Source organism: Ectothiorhodospira marina (assembly GCF_900109495.1).
Lineage (GTDB): Bacteria > Pseudomonadota > Gammaproteobacteria > Ectothiorhodospirales > Ectothiorhodospiraceae > Ectothiorhodospira > Ectothiorhodospira marina.
The window spans coordinates 67917-89850 of the sequence record NZ_FOAA01000013.1 but is presented as its reverse complement, the minus strand read 5'-3'; the positions used below and the strand labels follow the sequence as shown (position 1 = coordinate 89850).

Below are 21934 nucleotides of genomic sequence, written 5' to 3'. Positions count from 1 at the left end.
GATTATACGAAGCCTGAGGTGCCGGATGCCATGCCGGTGTGCCCCGGTATCGCTCGATCAGGACCGCTTGAGACACTTGAGCACCGGGGCCGGAAAGGGGCGCTCCCGCATCCTTTCACAGGCTACACCCCGGCGCTCCCGCAGCCAGGCCTCGATGGCGGCGTGCTCTTCCTGGCCGCCAGGGTGGCCCCGATACATCATCACGCTGATCACGCCCTCCGGGTGCAGCCAGGCCAGCGAGGCCTCCAGGGCGGCGAGGGTGTCCTGTGGGCGTGTGACGATGCCATGGTCGCCGCCGGGCAGATAGCCCAGGTTGAACATCACCGCCTTGACCTCCCCGCGCAGATTGTCCGGCAGGGAGTGCTCCAGATGCTGATGCCCGGCGTGGATCAGCGTGACCCGCTGCGCCAGCCCCTGGGCCTCCAGGCGCGCCCGGGTGGCCTCCAGGGCCCGGGCCTGGATATCAAACGCCCAGACGTGCCCTGTGGCGCCCACCTGGCGTGCCAGGAACAGGGTGTCATGGCCGTTCCCGGCAGTGGCATCCACCACCTGATCCCCTTCGGTGAGGCAACTCTTCAGATGGTGATGCGCCTGCCGGGTCAATGGCAGGGCGTCCATGGCCGGGGTTGTCTCGGGCCTCATGGTTGGGTGTGCGCCTGACGCTCGCAGGCCTCCAGCATGGCCTGCAGGGGTTCCGGGTCGGCCAGGCGATGATCCCGTCCCACTTCAATGAGGCAACCCTCAGGCAGGCCACTGCGCGCCACCAGTTCCTGGGAATCGGCGAATGGGATGGTCTCGTCCCCGCGCGAATGCAGGATCAGTGTGCCCGGCTTGACGCGGTCGGCGTGGCCCCAATGCCGCCAGGCAGGACATAGCAGAACCAGGGGGATGTCCCCTGAATGCAGGTTCATGGCCACGGCTCCACCCCGGGAGGATCCCACGATCACGTTGGGTTGATGGGCATGTAGGGTGGCCTGAGCGGTCTCCAGCGCCGCCTCGAAATCGTCATCGTCCAGGGGAGGGTTGATCACCTCGTGACCGTGACGTGCCAGATGACTGGGCTTGAGGCCGCCGGGGCTGGATTGCCAGCCGTGCAGGAAAAGGATGCGGATCGGATGCATGGGGATAACAGCCCTTTGAGTGGGATCGGCGCCAGAGATGACCGTATTCTAATCACCCTGTCACGAATCAGGCCATCCTCAGCCGGATGCGCGTGGGTTTCATATGAAATGAAAACCCCTTCGAGTATTAAAAACATCAAGAGTGTTTCCAGGAAGTCTCCTTGATGTTTTATGAGGCACCGCAGCAAAAGGCCGCGTGAAACTCTCGGACTTGCTCAGAAGGGTTCTGTCAGCGAAAATGCAGCGCTCCAAAGTTGTGACCAGGCCACGGAATGCGCAATGTCAAGGTGCCCTGAGGTTCGATCATTGAGGCACCCAAGGTCGTTGCTGCGCGGGTCCCGCAACGTCAGATTTCCGGTTGCCGCGACTGTTGACTGTCGCCGAGAAAAACAAGAACACCGCCACAAGGTGTCGTCGCGGCCACCCTTGTTTTCATCGCTTTAAATCACTTGAGGAGAACTGCATGCCGTCTCGCAAAGAGCTAGCCAACGCCGTCCGCGCGCTTTCCATGGACGCGGTCCAGAAAGCCAAATCCGGTCACCCGGGTGCCCCCATGGGCATGGCCGATATTGCCGAAGTGTTGTGGAATGATTTTCTCACCCACAATCCGGGCAATCCCCACTGGGTGAATCGCGACCGTTTCGTCATGTCCAATGGTCACGGCTCCATGCTGGTGTATTCGTTGTTGCATCTCACCGGTTATGCGTTGCCCATGGACGAGTTGAAACAGTTCCGCCAGTTGCACTCCAAGACCCCGGGCCACCCGGAATACGGCTACACGGCGGGTGTGGAAACCACGACCGGTCCCCTGGGGCAGGGTCTGGCCAATGCCGTGGGCATGGCGATCGCCGAGAAGGCCATGGCGGGTCAGTTCAATCGTCCCGGTCATGAGATTGTCGATCACTACACCTATGTCTTCCTGGGCGACGGCTGCCTGATGGAAGGCATTTCCCACGAAGTCAGTTCCTTGGCAGGTACCCTGGGGCTGGGTAAGCTCATCGCCTTCTACGATGACAACGGCATCTCCATCGACGGCGAGGTGGAAGGCTGGTTCACCGACGATACGCCCGCCCGCTTCGAGGCCTATGGCTGGCACGTGGTGCGCAACGTGGATGGACACGACGCCGAGGCCGTGAAGAAGGCCACCGAGGAGGCGCGCGGCGTCACCGATCGTCCCACGCTCATCTGCTGCAAGACCATCATCGGCTGGGGCTCCCCCAACAAGCAGGGCAAGGAAGAATGCCACGGTGCGCCCCTGGGCGATGACGAGATCAAGCTGGTGCGCGAGACCCTGGGCTGGCAGCACGAGCCCTTCGTGATCCCCGAAGACATCTACGCCGGCTGGAACGCCAAGGACAAGGGTGAGCAGGCCGAGCAGGCCTGGCAGGCTCGCTTTAATGAGTACCAGAAGGCCCATCCGGAACTGGCGGCCGAGTTCACCCGCCGCATGCGTGGCGACCTGCCCGCCGATTGGCAGGAGAAGGCCGCCGCCTTCATCCAGAACACCGTGGACAAGGCCGAGAAGGTGGCCAGCCGCAAGGCCTCCCAGCAGGCCATCGGTGGTTATGCCCCCGCACTGCCGGAACTGATGGGCGGCTCCGCCGACCTGGCCGGCTCCAACCTCACCCTGTGGGGTGGTGCTCGCGGTGTGAGTCGTGAGAACGCCGATGGCAACTACATCTACTACGGCGTGCGTGAGTTCGGCATGGCGGCCATCATGAACGGCATCGCCCTGCATGGTGGCTTCATCCCCTATGGCGGGACCTTCCTGATCTTCAGCGACTATGCCCGCAACGGCCTGCGCATGTCGGCCCTGATGAAGCAGCGTGCCATCTATGTGCTCACCCACGACTCCATTGGCCTGGGCGAGGATGGCCCCACCCACCAGCCGGTGGAACAGGTGCCCAGCCTGCGCCTGATCCCCAACATGTCCCTGTGGCGCCCCTGCGATGCGGTGGAAACCGCGGTGGCCTGGAAGTGCGCCATCGAGCGTCAGGATGGCCCCACCGTCCTGAGTCTGTCCCGCCAAGGCTTGCCCCACCAGCAACGTGACTCGCAGCAACTGTCCAACGTGGCCCGTGGGGGTTACGTCCTCAAGGACACCGACGGCACCCCCGATGCCATCCTCATCGCCACCGGTTCCGAGGTGGGCCTGGCCATTGATGCCGCCGACAAACTGGCCGACAAGGGCCGCAAGGTCCGCGTGGTCTCCATGCCCTGCACGGATCTGTTCGACGCCCAGGATGCCAGCTACCGCGAGTCGGTGCTGCCCACGTCCGTGCGTGCCCGCGTGGCCGTGGAGGCTGCGGCCACCCAGGGCTGGTTCCGCTATGTGGGCCTGGACGGCAAGGTGGTGGGCATGGAAGGCTTTGGTGAATCCGCCCCGGGTGACGCCCTGATGGACTACTTCGGCTTCACGGTGGACAACGTGGTGCAGGCAGTGGAAGACGTCATGTGATCCACCGGCCGCTGCCGGATCCGGTGGCGGCCAACCATTACAAAAATGATGACCCGTAAGATGGAGACAGTAACGTTATGACGATCAAAGTCGGTATCAATGGTTTTGGCCGCATCGGCCGCATGGCCTTTCGCGCCATCGCCCAGGAATTCCCGGAACTCGAAGTGGTCGCCATCAATGACCTGCTTGAGCCCGAGTACCTGGCCTACATGCTGCGTTACGATTCCGTGCACGGCCGCTTCAATGGCGATGTGTCCGTGGAAGGCGCTCACATGGTGGTCAATGGCAAGAAGATCCGCCTGACCGCCGAGCGGGATCCGGCCAACCTCAAGTGGGGCGATGTGGGCGTGGACGTGGTGATCGAGTCCACCGGCTTCTTCCTCACCGAGGAGACCTGTCAGAAGCACATCGACGCGGGTGCCAAAAAGGTGGTGCAGAGCGCCCCCTCCAAGGACGCCACGCCCATGTTCGTGTATGGCGTGAACCACAAGGAATATGCCGATCAGGCCATCATTTCTGCCGCCTCCTGCACCACCAACGCCCTGGCCCCGGTGGCCAAGGTGCTGAACGATCAGTTCGGCATCAAGCGGGGCCTGATGACCACCGTGCACGCCGCCACTGCCACCCAGAAGACGGTGGACGGGCCCTCCCAGAAGGACTGGCGCGGCGGTCGCGGCATCCTGGAGAACATCATCCCGTCCTCCACCGGTGCCGCCAAGGCTGTGGGCAAGGTGCTGCCCAGCCTGAACGGCAAGCTCACCGGCATGGCCTTCCGCGTGCCCACCTCCGATGTCTCCGTGGTGGACCTGACGGTGGAACTGGACAAGGACGCCAGCTACGACGACATCTGCAAGGCGATGAAGTCTGCCTCCGAGGGTGAGCTCAAGGGCGTGCTGGGTTATACCAGTGACAAGGTGGTGGCCACGGATTTCCGGGGTGTGAACACCCCCTCCATCTTCGATGCCGAGGCTGGTATCCAGCTGGATCCCACCTTCGTGAAGGTGGTGGCCTGGTACGACAATGAGTATGGCTACACCTGCAACATGCTGCGTCTGGTGCAGCACGTGGGTTAATCGGCTCCGGCGCGGTTCCGGCGCCCTCACCCCAACCCCTCTCCCCGTCGGGGAGAGGGGCTTTGCCCCCCCTTCTCCCCTCAGGGGAAAAGGGTTGGGGAGAGGGGCTTTGCCCCCCCCCTTCTCCCCTCAGGGGAAAAGGGTTGGGGAGAGGGGCTTTGCCCCCCCTTCTCCCCTGAGGGGAGAAGGGCTGGGGATGAGGGGCCAGCGGAGGGTACCGGAAGAATCCTTTGCCAAGCCCTCACCGGGTTTGCCAAAGTGTTCTTAAAACAAAAAATGCCAAAACCATCAAAGGAGTCTTATCAATGCACGTCATCAAGATGACCGATCTGGATCTCAAGGGTAAACGGGTGCTGATCCGCGAGGATCTCAATGTGCCCGTCAAGGGCGGCAAGGTGACCTCCGACGCCCGCATCCGTGCCAGCCTGCCCACCATCCAGCACGCCATGCAGGCGGGCGCCAAGGTGATGCTCATGTCCCACCTGGGGCGGCCGGAAGAGGGCGTATTCTCCGAGGAGGACTCCCTGGCGCCGGTGGCTGAACACCTCTCCGGTCTGCTGGGCCAGAAGGTAAGACTGGTGCGCGACTACCTGGATGGGGTGGAGGCCCAGGACGGTGAAGTGGTACTGCTGGAGAACGTGCGCTTCAACAAGGGCGAGAAGAAGGACGACGAGGCCCTGTCCAGGCAATACGCCGCCTTGTGCGACATCTATGTGATGGACGCCTTCGGCACCGCCCACCGGGCACAGGCCTCTACCCACGGCGCCGGCAAGTTCGCCCCGGTGGCCTGTGCCGGCCCGCTGCTGGCCGCCGAACTGGAGGCCCTGGGCAAGGCCCTGGGCAATCCCAAGCGCCCGCTGGTGGCCATCGTGGGGGGCTCCAAGGTGTCCACCAAACTCACCGTGCTCGAATCCCTGTCCACCAAGGTGGATCAGCTCATCGTCGGTGGCGGCATCGCCAACACCTTTATCGCCGCCCAGGGTCACGGGGTGGGCAAATCCCTGTACGAGGCCGACCTGGTCCCCGAGGCCAAGCGTCTGATGGAGGCGGCCCGCGCCAAGGGCGGCGAGATCCCGGTGCCCACCGATGTGTGCGTCGGCAAGGAATTCTCCGAGTCCACCCAGGCCTCCAACCGCCCTGTGGATCAGGTGGCCGAGGATGACATGATCTTCGACGTGGGCCCCGAGACCGCCGCCACCTATGCGGAGTTGATGAAGAAGGCCGGCACCATCGTCTGGAACGGCCCGGTGGGTGTGTTCGAGTTCGATCAGTTCGCCGCGGGCACCCGGGCCATGGGCGAGGCCATTGCCGAGAGCGACGGCTTTTCCATTGCCGGGGGCGGTGACACCCTGGCGGCCATCGATAAATACGGCCTGTCCGAGCGCATTTCCTACATCTCCACCGGTGGTGGCGCCTTTCTGGAGTTTCTGGAAGGCAAGACCCTCCCGGCGGTGGCCATGCTGGAGGCCCGGGCCAAGGCCTGAGTTCCGTACTGCGCGGTTCGGCGACCGCGGCTGCTCCCTGTGGTGCTCCAGCCCCTGGTGGGAGCGGCCCCGGCCGCGAATGAACGATCCGGCAGGGGCCAATGGGCCCCCGCCCCGAACGAAGTGCCAGAACACAGGAACAGGCCCAACATGCGAAGAACCAAGATAGTAGCCACGCTGGGACCGGCCACGGACTCGCCCGCAGCCATGCGGGCGCTCGTGCGGGCCGGCGTGGACGTGGTACGCATCAACTTCTCCCACGGCGAGGCGGATGATCACCGCAAGCGGGTGAGCCTGCTGCGGGAGGCCGCCGCCGAGGCCTCCCGCATCATCGCCGTGCTGGGGGATCTGCAAGGCCCCAAGATCCGCATCGCGCGTTTTGCCAAGGGCCATGTCGAACTGAACGAAGGCGATCCTTTCGTGCTCGATGCCGAACTGGATCCGGGCCAGGGAGACGAGCAGCGTGTGGGCCTCACCTACACGGATCTGCCCGGAGATGTGAATGCGGGGGACATCCTCCTGCTGGACGATGGCCGTCTGGTGCTGGAGGTGGTGCGGGTGGATGGCCCGCGCATCCATACGCAGGTAGTGGTGGGCGGCACCCTCTCCAACAACAAGGGCATCAACCGCCAGGGAGGCGGCCTCTCTGCCTCGGCACTGACCGACAAGGACGTGAATGACATCCGCCTGGCCGCGGAACTGGACGTGGACTACCTGGCCATTTCCTTCCCTCGTTGCGCCGACGATATCCTTCAGGCCCGGCAACGTCTGCGTGATGCCGGAGGAAGCGGCGCCATCTGTGCCAAGATTGAACGGGCTGAGGCAGTCACGGCCAGTGACGAGATCCTGGACGCCACCGACGCCATCATGATCGCCCGCGGTGACCTGGGCGTGGAGATCGGTGACGCGGAACTGCCCGGGGTGCAGAAACGCCTGATCCATGATGCCCGCACCCGCAACAAGGTGGTGATCACCGCGACGCAAATGATGGAATCCATGATCACCAATCCCATTCCCACCCGGGCAGAGGTCTTCGACGTGGCCAATGCGGTGCTCGATGGCACCGATGCCGTCATGCTCTCGGGAGAAACGGCCACCGGGCGGTATCCTGACAAGGCGGTGGCGGCCATGGGGCGGATCTGCGAGGCTGCCGAGCGCCAGCGCAGTGCCCGCGTCTCCACCCATCGCATGGACAGTTACTTCTGCCGGGTGGACGAGGCCATCGCCATGGCCACCATGTACACGGCCAACCATCTGGATGTGCGCGCCATCGCCGCCATGACGGAATCCGGTTCCACGGCCCAGTGGATGTCCCGGATCAGTTCCGGTATCCCCATCTTCGGCATGACGCGTCACGAGCGCTGCTGCCGCAAGATGGCCCTCTACCGGGGTGTCTACCCGGTACTCTTCCTGAGCGATAACAGCAGTCATGCCGAGAACAACCGCCAGGTGGTGGATATTCTGCGGGAGGCCGGTGTGGTGCGGGACGAGGACCTGGTCATCATCACCAAGGGGGATCTGACCGGTGTGATGGGGGGAACCAATGCCATGAAGATTGTCCAGGTGGGCGCCCTCCAGGACGGCGCTACCTGAGTGCAGCAAACCGCCGCTGTCGGTCCGGGTAAGTGACCGCGGCGGTCAGGTCATGATAACGATAGCGAACCTGCGATAGATTGACTCTCAAGCAAACCAAAAGGAGGTCCCAATGGCCCTGATTTCTCTTCGACAACTGCTGGACCATGCCGCCGAACACGGCTATGGCATGCCGGCTTACAACGCCAACAACATGGAGCAGGTGCACTCCATCATGCAGGCCGCCGACGAGGTGGACTCGCCGGTGATCATCCAGGCCTCGGCCGGTGCCCGCAAATACGCCGGTGAGCCCTTCCTGCGTCACCTGATCGTGGCCGCGGTGGAACAGTATCCTCACATCCCCGTGGTGCTGCACCAGGACCATGGTAGCGAGCCGGCCGTGTGCCAGGGTTCCATCCAGTCCGGATTTACCTCCGTGATGATGGACGGCTCCCTGATGGCCGACATGAAAACCCCCTCCACCTATGACTACAACGTGGAGGTCACCCGTCAGGTGGCCGACATGGCCCACTGGGTGGGCGTCTCCGTGGAAGGCGAGCTGGGCTGCCTGGGCTCCCTGGAGACCGGTCAGGCCGGCGAAGAGGACGGTTCCGGTGCCGAGGGCACCCTGTCCCACGATCAGCTGCTCACCGATCCCGACGAGGCGGCCGATTTCGTGAAGAAGACCCATGTGGATGCCCTGGCCATCGCCATCGGCACCTCCCACGGCGCCTACAAGTTCACCCGTCCGCCGACAGGGGATATCCTGGCCATCCAGCGCATCAAGGAGATCCACGCCCGCATCCCCGATACCCACCTGGTGATGCATGGCTCCTCCTCGGTGCCCCAGGAGTGGTTGAAGATCATCAACCAGTACGGTGGCGACATGGGCGAGACCTATGGGGTGCCCGTGGAAGAGATCCAGGAAGGCATCAAGCACGGCGTGCGCAAGGTGAACATCGACACCGACCTGCGCATGGCCTCCACCGGTGCCGTGCGCAAGTTCCTGGCCGAGAACCCCAAGGAATTCGACCCGCGTAAATTCCTGAAGGCCTCCACTGCCGCCATGAAGGATGTCTGCAAGGCTCGGTACGAAGCCTTCGGTTGTGCCGGCATGGCGTCCAAGATTCGTCCCATGAATCTGGAGGCCATGGTTGCCCGCTACAAGTCCGGCGAGCTGGACCCCAAGGTGAAGTAAGCCTGGGGCCGGTGCCAGGCCGGCCCCTCACCCCAACCCCTCTCCCCCAAGGGGAGAGGGGCTCCCATCCATGAAGCTCCCTTCTCCCCTTGGGGGAGAAGGGTTGGGGATGAGGGGAGGGGGGGGGGCACCGTGCCATCAGTCATTTCCCCTGCTTCAAGCTGCTCGCTCCCCCCGCAACCGGGTCGGGCTGCCCGCTTGCACCCGATACACCGCCGCCTGCGAAGGCGCCAGCGCCTCACGGCCCCGGATGTGGTCGGCAATCTTCTCGGCCATCATGATGGTGGGCGCATTGAGGTTGCCCGTGACGATGCGCGGCATGATGGACGCATCCACCACCCGTAGTCCCTCCACACCATGCACCCGTCCCTGGTCGTCCACCACGGCCATTGCATCATCCTTCGTGCCCATGCGGCAGGAACCGCAGGGGTGATAGGCCGTCTCGGCATGGTTGCGCACGAACTCGTCCAGTTCCAGGTCCGACGTCGCCTGGGCCCCGGGGGCCAGCTCGCGGCCCCGGTAACGATCCAGCGCCGGCTGGGCCATGATCTCCCGGGTGAGTCGGATGGCGTCCCGGAACTCCCGCCAGTCCTGCTCGTGGCTCATGTAATTGAACCGAATGCGCGGCGCCTTGAGCGGATCCGGGCTGGCCAGACGCACATGGCCGCGGCTGGGGGAGCGCATGGAGCCTACATGGGCCTGGAATCCATGGGCCTCCACTGCCTGAGTGCCGTTGTAATTGATGGCGATGGGCAGGAAGTGATACTGCAGATTGGGCCAGTCGAAGCCCGTTTCACTGCGGATGAACCCCGCCGCCTCGAACTGATTACTGGTCCCGACGCCGCGTCCTCCCAGCAGCCACTGGGCGCCGATCCAGGGCTGATTCCACCATTTGAGTGCCGGATACAGACTGATGGGCTCCTTGCACTCGTACTGCACGTAGATCTCCAGATGGTCCTGCAGGTTCTCGCCCACGCCGGGCAGCGCATGGGTCAGCGGGATGCCCTGCTCGCTCAGTTCCTGCGCCGGGCCGATCCCCGAGCGCTTCAGGATGGCGGGGGAAAGGATGGCGCCGGCACAGATCAGTACCTCCCGTTCGGCCCGGGCCTCCTGGCGGCGACCCCGCTGGATGTAACTCACGCCCCGAGCGGTCTGGCCTTCCATGATGACGCGATCGGTGAGGGCGTGAACCTGGATGTCCAGGTTGGGCCGCTGCCGGGCCTGGTCCAGGTAGCCACGCGAGGTGCTGGCGCGGCGCCCTCGGGCCGTGGTGGTGCGGTCCATGGGGCCAAAGCCCTCCTGCTGGTAGCCATTCACGTCCTCGGTACGGGGGTAACCGGCCTGCTCACCCGCCTGGATGAAGGTCTGGAACAGGGGGTTGTTATCCGACTTCGGGGTGGTGACATACAATGGCCCCTGGTCTCCATGGTAGTCATTGGCACCGATATCCCGGGTTTCGGCCTTGCGGAAATAGGGCAGGCAGTGGGCGTATTCCCAGCCGGGCAGGTCGAAGTCACTGGCCCAGTGGTCATAGTCCAGGGCGTTGCCACGGATGTAGCACATACCGTTGATCAGGGAGGATCCGCCCAGCCCCTTGCCCCGGCCGCAGTCCATGCGTCGCCAGTTCATGTGGGGTTCCGGCTCGGTCTGGAAGGCCCAGTTGTATTGTCGCCCCTGCAGCGGGTAGGCCAGCGCAGCGGGCATCTGGGTACGAAAGTCCAGCCGCCAGTCGCGGCCACCGGCCTCCAGCAGCAGCACCCGGGTGTCCGGGTCTTCGGTGAGGCGTGCCGCCAGCACGGCCCCGGCGGAGCCGGCGCCGATGATGATGTAGTCGTATGTATTTGTTTTCATGGGGTAATGCCCCTTGGTTGAATGGGTTGGGGGTGCACAGATGGGGGCGTGCCCTCCGTTACCCCCTCATCCCCGACCCTTCTCCCCGAGGGGAGAAGGGAGGAGAGCCTGAGCCCCTCTCCCTTTTGGGGAGAGGGGGTGGGGTGAGGGGCGCGGAGCCCCCCTGTCAAAACACGCTCTCCACCTCTCCCAGTTCCACATACACCGACTTGCGCTGGGTGTAGTGCTCCAATGCCGCCAGCCCGTTCTCCCGCCCAAGCCCCGATTGTTTGTATCCCCCCACCGGCATCTCCACCGGCGAGAGGTTGTAGGTATTGATCCAGCAGATCCCAGCTTGCAGTTGATGGATCACCCGATGGGCCCGGGCCAGATCGCGGCTGAATACCCCCGCCGCCAGGCCGTAGCGGGTGTCATTGGCCCGCTGGATCACCTCTTGCTCGGAGTCGAAGGATTGCAGCACCATCACCGGCCCGAAGATCTCCTGGCGCACGATGGGGTGATCGTCGGGGCAATCGGCAAACACGGTGGGGGCTACGAAGGCGCCATCCGGGGCCGACGCGGGGCTGAGGGTCTCACCCCCGATGAGCAGCCTGAGGCCATCGGCACGGGCACGGTCGATATGGCTCATCACCTGATCCCGGTGGGCCTGGCTGACCAGCGGCCCCAGGTTGGTCTCGGGATTCATGGGATCCCCGGCACGGATCTTACCCATGCGTTCCAGCAAGCGCGCCTCGAACGCTTGGCGGACGGACGATTCCACGAACACCCGGGTGCCGTTGGTGCAGATCTGGCCGCTGCTGTAGAAATTGGCCATCAGGGCCGCGCTCACGGCCTGCGCAAGGTCCGCGTCGGCAAAGATGATCAGGGGCGATTTGCCTCCCAGTTCCATGGTGACCTGCTTGAGGTTGCTGCTTGCCGAATCGGCGGTGACCGCCTTGCCCGTTTCCACCTCCCCCGTGAACGAGATCTTGGCAATCTCCGGATGACCGGTCAGGGCGCGCCCCGTGTCCGCATCTCCTTGCACCACGTTGAACACCCCCTCCGGCAGCCCGGCCTCGGTGAGGATCTCCGCCAGCGCCAGGGCCGAGAGGGGTGTGACTTCACTGGGCTTGAACACCATGGCATTGCCGGCGGCCAGGGCAGGAGCCGCTTTCCAGCAGGCGATCTGCAAGGGGTAGTTCCAGGCGCCAATGCCCGCGCACACCCCCAGGGGCTCGCGGCGGGTGTAGATGAAGGCCTGCTCTCCCTGAGGGATCTGTTCGCCTTCCAGTGCCATGGCCACACCGGCAAAGTACTCCAGTGCGTCTGCCCCCGTCTGGATGTCCACGGCGGTGGTCTCGCTGAGGGGTTTGCCGGTGTCCAGGGTCTCCAGGGTTGCCAGCGCATCGTTCCGCTCGCGCAGCAGGTCCGCAGCCCGGCGCAGCACCCGGCTCCGTACCATGGGGCTCAGGGCGGCCCAGGCCCGCTGGCCCTCGCGGGCTGATTGCACGGCGGCATCCACCTGCTCCGGGGTGCTGCTTTGCACACGGGCCAGGGTCTGGCCCGTGGCCGGGTTGACCGTGTCGAAACACTGGCCATTGGGGTCGGTGACCCGGCGGCCATGAATGTAGTTGCCCTGCAGTGGGTCGATCTGAGGAATGGGCATGGGAGGCTCCGGAATGTCAGGTGGGTTTAAAGGCCCTGCGCGAGCCAGAATCGGGCAGTGTCCCGCGCCAGGCGGCGGCAGCCCTCGATGTCGATGCCGTCGGGGTGCAGCGCGCCGCGCAGCCACAGGCCGTCGATCAAGCCAGCCACCGAGCGGGCCGCATCCCGTGCCTGAGCGGGCGGCAGGCGTTTGCGGAACTGGTGGCACAAATTCGAGTATAGGCGCCGTTCGTTCACCCGCTGCAGTCGTTGCAGCGCAGGTTGGTGCATACTGGATGCCCAGAACTCCAGCCAGGTACGCATGGCGGCCCGGTTGGTCTGGGTGGAATCAAAATTGCCATCGATGATGGCGTCCACGTGACCCTCCACATCATCGACATCCAGGCCCTGGCGGCGCTCCGTGACGGCCTGACCCAGTTCAGTGAGCAGGTGGCGCATGGTGGCCTGCATCAGTCCGGACTTGCCGCCAAAGTAATGGCTGATGATGCCGGTGGACACTCCCGCCAGACGGGCAATGCGCGCAATGGTGGCATCTGCCAGTCCATACTGGTGAATGGCCGTCAGATTAGCCCGGATGAGTTGTTCGCGGCGTCCGTTAAGTGATTCGTTGTAAGGCATGATCCATCTCTAGCCGAGGAAACTGCATTCACTCTAACGAAAATTGAATGATCGTTCAATCTGTGTTTGAATGAACGTTCAATCAGTATTCGATTCACTGTATGGGAGAGAACCTTGATGGCTTCGTTACCCCGAATGCTTACCGCCGGTGCGGCGGTCTTCATGCTGGCCACCCCCCTCGCCACCCTGGCGAATGGCGAAGAACCTGCGGCCTGTGGCCAGGTGCGCTTTGCCGAAGTGGGCTGGACAGACATCACGGCCACCACCGCCACCGCCCGCGTGGTGCTGGAAACCCTGGGCTACGACACCACCAGCCTCACCGTGTCGGTGCCCATCGCCTACGGCGGCCTGGCCAATGACGATTTCGATGTGTTCCTGGGCAACTGGATGCCCAGCATGGCCAGCATCATCGAACCCTACGAGACCCGTGGCACGGTGGAGACGATCGCCACCAACCTAACGGGCGCCAAATACACGCTGGCGGTTCCCCGGTATGTGCACGATGCAGGTGTCACCCACTTTGCGGATCTGGCAGCGCATCGCGGGGAGTTCGATGGCCGGATCTACGGTCTGGAATCGGGTAATGACGGTAACGAGATCATCCATGACATGATCGACCAGGATGCCTACGACCTGGGTCGATTCCGGCTGATGGAGTCCAGTGAGGCGGGCATGCTGGGCGAGGTGCTTCGCAGCACGGGCAACGGGGATTGGATTGTGTTCCTGGCCTGGGAGCCTCATCCGATGAACACCCGTTTCGACATTGCCTATCTGGAGGGGGGCGAGGATTTCTTCGGTCCGGACTTCGGTGCGGCCACTGTGCACACCAATGTGCAAACGGGCTATGTGGACCGTTGCCCCAATGTGGGCCAATTCCTCAAGCAACTCAGCTTTACCCTGGAGATGGAAAACCACCTCATGGATCAGATCATGAACCAGGACGTGGACCCCAAACAGGCAGCCCGTGAGTGGCTGCAGGACAACCCCGAAGCGATGGCGCCCTGGCTAGAGGGTGTCACCGACCGCCAGGGTCGTCCGGCGCTGGAAGTGGCCAAGGACGCGATCGAGGGCTGATCATCGCACCGCCAAGGGGCCGCTACCCCCCAGTGGGAGCGGCCCTTGGCCGCGAAGGGCCAGCCCGGACACCCCGAGGTCCGGACAGTGCGGAGTCTTTTTGGAAGAGCCCTTCGCGGCCGAGGGCCGCTCCCACGGGGGCGGGGTTCGTGCCTGGGGTGGCTCTCTGCGGACCTGCCTTCCATCCGGGTAGCTTGCTGGCCTATGCTGTCGCCTGACCCCAGCCCAACATCCCCCATGCCCTCCAACCACTGCGCAAGGTGCCTGCCGATGCCCCGTGACTTCAGCAGGCTCTCCCCGCTGACACTCCTGTTGATGGCCTCCTGGTCGATGCCGGTCTTGGCCAGCACCTGGGAGGACTGTGCCCGGATCAACGCGGATGCCGAACGGCTGGCCTGTTATGACGCGCTGGCCGGGGAACGGTCGGATGCGGCCCCCGCCGCGGAGGCGCTTACCGCCATCGAATTACCCGAGCCGGAGTCGCCCGCCAGCGAGTCGAAGGAGGGGCGTGACGATTCCCGGCTCGCCAGCACCTGGGGTTTCTCGCCCGACTCCGATGCGCACATGCTGCGGGTGCATCAACCCAACTACTTCTTGCTGGCCCGGTACTCCGACCGAACCAATGACCGGCCCTTTGCCCCATTGGCAGACATCAATCCCGCCGCCGACCAGGATCTGGACTCGGTGGAGGCCAAGTTTCAGTTCAGCTTCAAGGCACGCCTGTGGACCACCCATGACCGTCGCTGGGGGGTATGGGCCGGGTACACCCAGCAGAGTCAGTGGCAGGTGTACAACGAGGACGTCTCGCGCCCGTTCCGGGAGACCAACTATGCGCCCGAGTTGATCCTGAGCTACCACCCCGGACTGCATCTGGGTGGCTTTGACTGGGAGGTGCTCAACCTGGGCTTTCTGCATCACTCCAACGGTCGTTCCGAGATCCTTTCCCGCAGTTGGAATCGGTTGTATGCCGGCGTGGGTCTGGAGCGGGATAACCTGGCGCTCATGGGGCGATTGTGGTATCGCCTGCCTGAAGGGGATCACCAGGACGATAACCCGGACATCACCGACTACTATGGCCACGGAGACCTCACCGTTTCGTATGGCCAGGGGGGCCATCGCTTCACCGGCACGGTGCGTGGCAATCCGTCCACCGGTCGGGGTGCGCTGTCAGCAAGCTGGACGTCGCCGCCTGTGCTCGGACCGCTGCGCGGCTATGTGCAGGTCTTCTCCGGCTACGGCGAGAGCCTGATCGATTACAACTGGTACCAGAACACACTGGGCCTGGGGGTCACCCTCAATGATGTGGTGGACTGATGCGTTGAAGCAGGCTCACTCCATGAGGTCCACCGACCCGATTTCCAGCACGAATGGCCCGGGGGCCTTGTCGGCCAGCATGAATCCCACTTGACGGATGCGGGCCGGGTCCAGCAGCGGGGCATCCGGCAATACACGGCCCCGGTATACCGGCTCAAAGCGGCTGAAGGGCAGTTGCACTTCCTGCCATTGTCGGTCCGTGGTGGCAAAGTGCTGGCGGTAGGCCATGGCGTTATCGTCGGTGTCGCTGCGCAGTCGTAACTGATACGTGCGCCCGTCGCCACGCACTTGCAGACGGATGCCGCGGGCCTGGCCCATTCCAAGGGCCTCTGGCGCACGGCGCACGGAGGCAAAGCCGCCGCTGTTGGCCAGGGAGATCTCGCCGGTGAAGACCGCCACCCCGTCCTCGCTGATGTCAAAACGGCTGCGTGACAGCCCCCCCATGACGCCATCATTGATGACGTGCCAGCGCGCCGTCTCATCGGGTGCATGCAGGTTGATCAGTGTCGTCATCATTCCCTCCTGGATCGAGAAGAGCAGTGGCTGGGGCGGGTCTTGAGTCACCCTATCATCGGAAACGGGTATCAAGCGATTCTCCGGCACCGTGCCGGTCATGATCCTCTCGGGCGGGCCCCACACGCCCTTCAGATAACCCGCCTTCTTCAACTGCGGCACCTGGTGTTCGATCCAGGCCTGACGCTCCAGTACATAGGACGAGGGTTGATTGGCCCGCAGGCGGACAGGGCCCGGCAGCACCGCCGCCAGGCGGGCCGCCTCCGACTGGGTGAGGGCACTGGCCGGTTTGTCGAAGTAGGCCTGGCTGGCAGCTTCCACCCCGTAGATATTCGGTCCGAACTGGGCGGCGTTGAGATACACCTCCAGGATGCGCTGCTTGGGCCAGAGCCACTCGATGAATACCGTGAGGTAGGCTTCCACGCCCTTGCGCAGTAGGCTGCGTTCTGGCCACAGGAACACGTTCTTGGCTGCCTGCTGGCTAATGGTGCTGGCGCCCCTGAGTCGCCCCCCCGCGCGATACTCCCGGATGGCTGCGCGGATGGAGCCGAAATCAAACCCACGATGGTTCATGAAGTTTTGATCCTCGGCGGCGATCACCGCATAAGCTGCCTCGGGGGCAATGTGTTCCCGTGACACCCACTCATGGCGCACCGGCACTTTGTACCCGGAGGTTGCGCTGGAATTCTCATGCCGCAAGATGAAGGCAGTGGTGGGCGGATCCATCCAGCGCAGCCCGCCGATCACAACGGTCGTGGAGACCAGCAGCACGAGTGCGATGCCAACCAGAAGGCGGGCCATCAGGCGCCGGAATGACCAGCGACGGTAGGGGGGGCGATTGCGTCTCACAGGGGCAATATCGCAAGTTCGCGGCAAATTTTCCATTATCCACAAAAGCTGTGGATAACTCTGTGGAGTATCTGTCCGAAACGTTGGCCAGGCCGCATGGCGTGGGGGGTTGTGTTTAAACTGGTTAATTTGTAATCAATTTGTTAACTATTTGTTTTTTATTGATTATTTTTAAAACGATTTAACCATGAAAAGTTGAGAGACCTCCTGGTGCATTTTTTACGCGCCCCCTCGGCCTTGTGCATAATGTCAAGCATCCAGGGGCCTTTCGGACTCGATTTACCCAGCCGGATGGCCCCGATGACCCTTTCCTGCATGGATTCCGCCCACCTTGCACCGTTTCATTCTTCCCGCACTGTTGCTGATGACCCTGCTGCTGGGAACGCCGGCCTGGGGGCAGACTGATTGGCAACTGGACATCGGTGATCTGCGAGGGGAGGGCTGGTCCATGACGGGGGTGACGCTGCGTCTGGGGCTGGCCGAGGAGGCGGACACCCTCCATCTTCAGGTGGCGCGCCTGCGTCTGCCCCATCCGGTGGGGGTGATCCAGGACCTGGAGGTGGCCTGCCCCGGCGGACATCTGCAGAACACCCGTTTGAGGTGTCCCTCCCTCCGGGTGTCCGGGCGGCATCCCTGGCTTGAATTGCGCCAGGTACCGGGGCGGCTGGATCTGGGTTTTGAGGGGCGTCTTGACCTGGAACTGGAAGGACTCCCCCTGGCGGATGGGCAAGTGGGCCTCTCCATCAACCATGATGCGGGTGCCTGGGCGTTAAAGGCCCGTGGGCGGGCCCTGGACTGGCGGGAGATCCAGGGCCTGGCGGAAAGGATCGGGCAGCCCCTGGAGGATCGCCTGCCTGATGGCTTCCAGATGGCAGGTCAGCTGGATTTGGACTTCCGGGCCCGGGGTGGGATGGATGGCATCCATTTTACCCAAGGCCGCGCCGTGTGGGATGAGGGCACCTTTGCCAGCGCGGTGGGCACCCTGGCAGGGGAAGGGCTCGGCATGGCCCTGCAGTGGGATGCACAACGGACGGGGGCGGCCTGGCAGGGGGATCTGGTGCTGGACTGGGAGACGGGTGCCGTGTATGTGGATCCGGTCTTCGTGGAGGCCGATGCCGCATGGCCGATGCAGTTCAGCACCCGGCTGAACTGGCGGGAGGGCAGGCTGTCCGCAAAGGATCTGACCCTCTCCTGGGGGGATGATCTGCGCCTGGCGGGGGAGGCGGGTCTGGATGTGGCCGATCCGTCCCATAGCTTGCAAGCCACCCTGAACGTGGACTGGGCCAGGCTGCCGGCGGTGTACGAGACCTTTGTGAAGCCCTTTGCGTACGGCACGGCCCTGGATGACCTGGACACCGGTGGCCTGATCTCCGCGCGCCTGAAAATCCGTGAGGGCACCTTGCGGCAAGTGGCCCTCACGTTGGCGCAGGTGGATGCGGACGATCGCAAGGGTCGCCTGGGGCTCTATGGTCTGGATGGACGATTGATCTGGAAGTCTGATGGAACGGCGCCGGTGAGTCACGTCTCCCTGGAAGGCGGCCACCTGTATCGTATTCCCGTGGGCATGACGCGCATGCCACTGCAACTGGAGCGGGACGGCATCCGGCTGATCCAGGAGGCGCGCATTCCGATACTCGATGGGGAGTTGCGGGTTCATGGCCTGGAGGCCCGGGGGCTACGCAGCGAAGATCCTTTGATGACCTTTGAGGCGAGTGTCATGCCCATCTCCATGGAGCGTCTGGCGGCCACCCTCGGGCGCCCCCTGTTCACCGGGACCCTGGCGGGCAGCATCCCCCGGGTGCGCTATCAGGACGGCGAACTCACCCTGGGGGGGCGCCTGGTGATCCAGGCCTTCGATGGCATGATCCGCGTCGGCAACCTGCGCCTGCGGGATCCCTTCGGTGTGGCACCCGTGCTCTGGGCGAATATCGAGATGGACACTCTGGATCTGGCCTCCATCACCAACACCTTCGAGTTTGGCCTGATCGAGGGGCGCCTCAAGGGCCATGTACGGGACATGATCCTGGTCAACTGGGAACCGGTGCGCTTCGATGCGGCCCTCTACACGCCTCTGGATCAGCGCTTTCGGCGCCGCATCAGTCAGCGGGCCCTGGACAACCTTGTGAGCCTCGGCGGCGGTGTCGGTGGCATGCTGGGCACAGGATTCCTGCGTTTCTTCGATTCCTTTGGCTACCGGCAGTTGGGGCTGTCGTGCCAATTGCGTGGGGAGGTGTGCCTGATGGATGGCGTGGCGCCCGCACCGGATGGTGACGGGTATTACATCATCCAGGGTGCTGGCCTGCCGCGCGTGGAGGTGATCGGTCACACGCGCCAGGTGGCCTGGCGAGACCTCATCCTGCGCCTGCAGGCAGCGGTGACTTCAGGGGAGGTGAGTATGGGGGATGAAGGCCCTTGATGGCCCGGTCCTGTGCTATCGTCCCGCCATGAACGCCCCGGAACTGCTCGCCCCCGCCGGCACCCTCAAGAATCTGCGCTACGCCCTGGCCTACGGCGCCGACGCCGTCTACGCCGGGATGCCCCGCTATTCCCTGCGGGTGCGCAATAATGACTTCGCCTCCCTGGAATCCCTGGCCGAAGGCATCCGTCTGACCCATGCGGCCGGACGGCGCTTCTTCCTCGCCGCCAATATCAGCGCCCATCAGGCCAAGCTGGCCACCTTTGCCCGGGACATGGCGCCTGTGGTGGAACTGGGGCCCGATGCGCTGATCATGTCCGATCCCGGGCTGATCATGCAGGTGCGCGAGCGCTGGCCCGACATCCCCGTGCATCTCTCCGTGCAGGCCAATACCGTGAATGCCGCCAGCGTGCGCTTCTGGCAGGGTCTGGGGCTTGGCCGGGTCATCCTCTCCCGGGAGTTGTCCCTGGGGGAGATCGAGTCCATCCGTCAGGCCTGCCCCGATATGGAACTGGAGGTGATGGTGCACGGGGCCATGTGCATCGCCTATTCCGGACGTTGTCTGCTGTCCGGCTATTTCAATCATCGCGACGCCAACCAGGGTGCCTGCACCAACGCCTGTCGCTGGCGGTATCGCCTGTACGCGGCCGACGAAGACGCTGGTGGCGATCTGATCCCTCGGGACGATGCCTCTTCGGCCGGTCGCCATCCCCTGGCGGGTGAGCCTTTCCTGCTGGAGGAAGGTGAGCGCCCCGGGCAACTCATGCCGGTGGAGGAGGATGAGCATGGCACCTATATCCTCAACTCCATGGATCTGCGGGCAGTGGAGCATGTGCAGCACCTGGTGGCGATCGGCGTGGATGCCCTGAAGATCGAGGGTCGCACCAAGTCTCATTTCTATGCCGCGCGCACGGCCCAGGTGTATCGCCGGGCCATCGACGATGCCACCACCGGTCGGACATTCGATCCTGCCCTGCTGGATGCCCTGGAAGGGCTGGCCAACCGGGGCTACACGGATGGCTTTCTCACCCGGCCCCGGGAGCGCACCGCCCAGAACTATGCACGCGGACACTCCGAGTCCGACCGGCGGCTGTTCGTGGGAGAAATCGAGGCCTATGACCCGGCCTCGGGATTGGCCCGCGTGGACGTGAAGAACCGCTTTTCGGTGGGTGATCGCCTGGAGATCATGACCCCCGCAGGGAGCCGCGAGGTGGTGCTCGATGCCATCACGGGTCGCGAGGGCCTGCCCGTTGAACAGGCACCTGGGGCCGGTCATCGGGTCTCCATTCCCTTGCCGCCAGGGGACTATCACATGGGCCTGATCCTCAGGCATGTGAACACACCGTCCTCCCCTTGATGCCGGCGTCGGGGTGGCCGAGACTATCCACCAGGAACCCTCATTGTACTGGAGATCAACCATGACCCCGATTGCCCGATATGCGCGCCCCTTGGCGTGGTTCGGTCTGACCTGCCTGTTAACCGCCTGCGTGACCATCAACATCTACTTTCCGGCGGCGGCGGCAGAGGATGCGGCCCGCATCATCGTGCGCGACGTGCTGGGCGAGACGGAGGAACAGTCGCCGCCAGCCCGGGAAGACTCCGGGGAATCCGGGGCACCGGATCAGGGAGCCCTGCGGGAGATGGGGGGACGGGTCATGGTGGCGCTGGTCAACGGGTTGATCTCCCCCGCACAGGCCCAGCAGCCGGATATCAATATCCGCTCCCCGGCCATCGATTCACTGCGGGCCTCCATGCGTCAGCGCACCTCGGCCCTGCGGCCCTATTTCCAGTCCGGGGCGGTGGGTTTCACCAGTGATGGCCGGGTGGCGGTGCGCGACCTGAATGCCGTGCCCCTGCGGGATCGTTCCTCCGTGCAGCGCCTGGTCGCCGAGGAGAACGCCGACCGCGACGCCCTGTATCGCGAGATCGCTCGGGCCAACGACCGGCCGGAATGGGAATCGGATATCCGCAAGACCTTCGCCCGGGTCTGGGTGGAGGAGGCTCCCTCCGGCTACTGGTACCAGGATGACCGCGGCCGCTGGCAGCAAAAATAGCCGTCGTTTTCAGGGGGAAGGGCTGGCACAGTGCCTATCCCCGGCCCCCGGGTTCGTCCTCAGGAGGCTCCGTTCGCCCCCAATGCCTTGAGTACCGCATCGGCCGAGCTTTCCACCACCTGCCGGGGTTTGTCCACGCCGAGCCACTGCAGCTCGCCATTGTCCACGATCATGGCGTAGCGCCGGGAGCGGATGCCCATGCCGCTGCCGGAGGCATCCACGTCCAGACCGACGGCGCGTGTGAAGTCGGCATTGCCATCGGCCACCATGAGGATGCGGTCACCCACCTCGTGGATCTCCCCCCAGGCATTCATGACGAAGACGTCATTCACGGCCACGCACATCACCCGCTCGATGCCGGCGGCCATGAGTTGCTCGTGGCGGGCAATGAAGCCGGGCAGGTGGATGCCCGAGCAGGCAGGGGTGAAGGCGCCGGGAACGGCGAACAGGGCCACCTTGAAGCCGGTGAACAGCTCGGATGTGGTCACGGGGTGATCCCCCGAAGGGGTCATGATCCGCAGCGTGACCTCGGGCATTTGATCACCGATCTGGATGGTCATGGCAGGATCCTCCTGGGGGTTGTGAGGGCGGGTATTTTAGAGGCAGCTTATGATGGCTGGCTAGGGGGCGTGCCGTGATGGTCCCATCGTGCCCTGGCTTGTATCCTGACAGGGTCACTCACCGAAAAGATACCG

Annotated in this window: 17 protein-coding genes; 10 read left to right on the top strand and 7 right to left on the bottom strand. The window is 64.1% G+C overall.

Going from position 1 to position 21934, the window contains the following annotated elements:
* Positions 1 to 57: 57 nt before the first annotated feature.
* On the bottom strand, positions 58 to 642 hold the full coding sequence (mnmM, locus tag BMY52_RS11475; RefSeq protein WP_245740809.1) for a tRNA 5-(aminomethyl)-2-thiouridylate-methyltransferase MnmM: 585 nt from the start codon (positions 640 to 642) through the stop codon (positions 58 to 60).
* The gene (locus BMY52_RS11470; protein ID WP_342707704.1) at positions 639 to 1121 is read right to left on the bottom strand and encodes an alpha/beta hydrolase family protein; all 483 of its coding nucleotides are present in this window, start codon (positions 1119 to 1121) and stop codon (positions 639 to 641) included. The genes mnmM and BMY52_RS11470 overlap by 4 nt, the downstream gene beginning before the upstream one ends.
* A 463-nt stretch (positions 1122 to 1584) precedes the next feature.
* Here BMY52_RS11470 and tkt point away from each other — a divergent pair, with 463 nt between their 5' ends.
* The 5 genes from tkt (at position 1585) to fba (ending at position 8906) form a co-directional block, all read left to right on the top strand.
* Positions 1585 to 3579 (top strand): transketolase, encoded by a 1995-nt coding sequence (gene tkt / locus BMY52_RS11465; protein WP_090254524.1) that lies wholly within the window; start codon positions 1585 to 1587, stop codon positions 3577 to 3579.
* A gap of 77 nt (positions 3580 to 3656) precedes the next feature.
* Complete coding sequence (gene gap / locus BMY52_RS11460; protein WP_090254523.1) at positions 3657 to 4652, top strand: type I glyceraldehyde-3-phosphate dehydrogenase; 996 nt, start codon at positions 3657 to 3659, stop codon at positions 4650 to 4652.
* A gap of 305 nt (positions 4653 to 4957) precedes the next feature.
* The gene (locus BMY52_RS11455) at positions 4958 to 6136 is read left to right on the top strand and encodes a phosphoglycerate kinase (protein ID WP_090254521.1); all 1179 of its coding nucleotides are present in this window, start codon (positions 4958 to 4960) and stop codon (positions 6134 to 6136) included.
* Positions 6137 to 6286: 150 nt separating this feature from the next.
* A complete protein-coding gene (gene pyk / locus BMY52_RS11450) occupies positions 6287 to 7729 on the top strand; it encodes a pyruvate kinase (protein ID WP_090254519.1) in 1443 nt (480 codons plus the stop codon).
* 112 nt (positions 7730 to 7841) lie between these two features.
* The gene (gene fba, locus BMY52_RS11445; protein ID WP_090254517.1) at positions 7842 to 8906 is read left to right on the top strand and encodes a class II fructose-bisphosphate aldolase; all 1065 of its coding nucleotides are present in this window, start codon (positions 7842 to 7844) and stop codon (positions 8904 to 8906) included.
* Positions 8907 to 9062: 156 nt separating this feature from the next.
* On the opposite strand, the gene betA is transcribed toward fba, so the two are convergent.
* The 3 genes from betA to betI all read right to left on the bottom strand — a co-directional run bounded on the left by betA (position 9063) and on the right by betI (position 13019).
* Positions 9063 to 10757 (bottom strand): choline dehydrogenase, encoded by a 1695-nt coding sequence (gene betA, locus BMY52_RS11440; RefSeq protein ID WP_090254515.1) that lies wholly within the window; start codon positions 10755 to 10757, stop codon positions 9063 to 9065.
* Between the two features lie 166 nt (positions 10758 to 10923).
* Positions 10924 to 12402, bottom strand: a complete 1479-nt coding sequence (gene betB / locus BMY52_RS11435; protein WP_090254513.1) for a betaine-aldehyde dehydrogenase — start codon at positions 12400 to 12402, stop codon at positions 10924 to 10926.
* Between the two features lie 26 nt (positions 12403 to 12428).
* Entirely contained in the window at positions 12429 to 13019 is a 591-nt protein-coding gene (betI, locus tag BMY52_RS11430) for a transcriptional regulator BetI (protein ID WP_090254512.1), read from the bottom strand.
* Between the two features lie 117 nt (positions 13020 to 13136).
* On the opposite strand from betI, the gene choX reads away from it, so the two are divergent.
* A complete protein-coding gene (gene choX, locus BMY52_RS11425; RefSeq protein ID WP_218140429.1) occupies positions 13137 to 14093 on the top strand; it encodes a choline ABC transporter substrate-binding protein in 957 nt (318 codons plus the stop codon).
* 270 nt (positions 14094 to 14363) lie between these two features.
* Positions 14364 to 15407 (top strand): phospholipase A, encoded by a 1044-nt coding sequence (locus tag BMY52_RS11420; protein ID WP_090254508.1) that lies wholly within the window; start codon positions 14364 to 14366, stop codon positions 15405 to 15407.
* Between the two features lie 15 nt (positions 15408 to 15422).
* Here BMY52_RS11420 and mtgA read toward each other — a convergent pair whose 3' ends face one another.
* Complete coding sequence (gene mtgA / locus BMY52_RS11415) at positions 15423 to 16769, bottom strand: monofunctional biosynthetic peptidoglycan transglycosylase (RefSeq protein WP_090254506.1); 1347 nt, start codon at positions 16767 to 16769, stop codon at positions 15423 to 15425.
* A 331-nt stretch (positions 16770 to 17100) separates the two neighbouring features.
* Here mtgA and BMY52_RS11410 point away from each other — a divergent pair, with 331 nt between their 5' ends.
* From BMY52_RS11410 to BMY52_RS11400, 3 genes are all read left to right on the top strand, one after another.
* Positions 17101 to 19185: a translocation/assembly module TamB domain-containing protein gene (locus tag BMY52_RS11410; protein ID WP_090254504.1), complete on the top strand. Its 2085-nt coding sequence runs from the start codon at positions 17101 to 17103 to the stop codon at positions 19183 to 19185.
* A 28-nt stretch (positions 19186 to 19213) separates the two neighbouring features.
* Positions 19214 to 20542, top strand: a complete 1329-nt coding sequence (trhP, locus tag BMY52_RS11405) for a prephenate-dependent tRNA uridine(34) hydroxylase TrhP (protein WP_090254587.1) — start codon at positions 19214 to 19216, stop codon at positions 20540 to 20542.
* 61 nt (positions 20543 to 20603) lie between these two features.
* A complete protein-coding gene (locus tag BMY52_RS11400) occupies positions 20604 to 21239 on the top strand; it encodes a YdbL family probable chaperone protein (protein ID WP_090254502.1) in 636 nt (211 codons plus the stop codon).
* A gap of 59 nt (positions 21240 to 21298) precedes the next feature.
* Here the strand turns inward: BMY52_RS11400 and BMY52_RS11395 are convergent, their stop codons facing one another.
* Positions 21299 to 21799, bottom strand: coding sequence for a peroxiredoxin (locus BMY52_RS11395; RefSeq protein WP_090254500.1), 501 nt, complete (start codon positions 21797 to 21799; stop codon positions 21299 to 21301).
* Between the last annotated feature and the right edge of the window lie 135 nt (positions 21800 to 21934).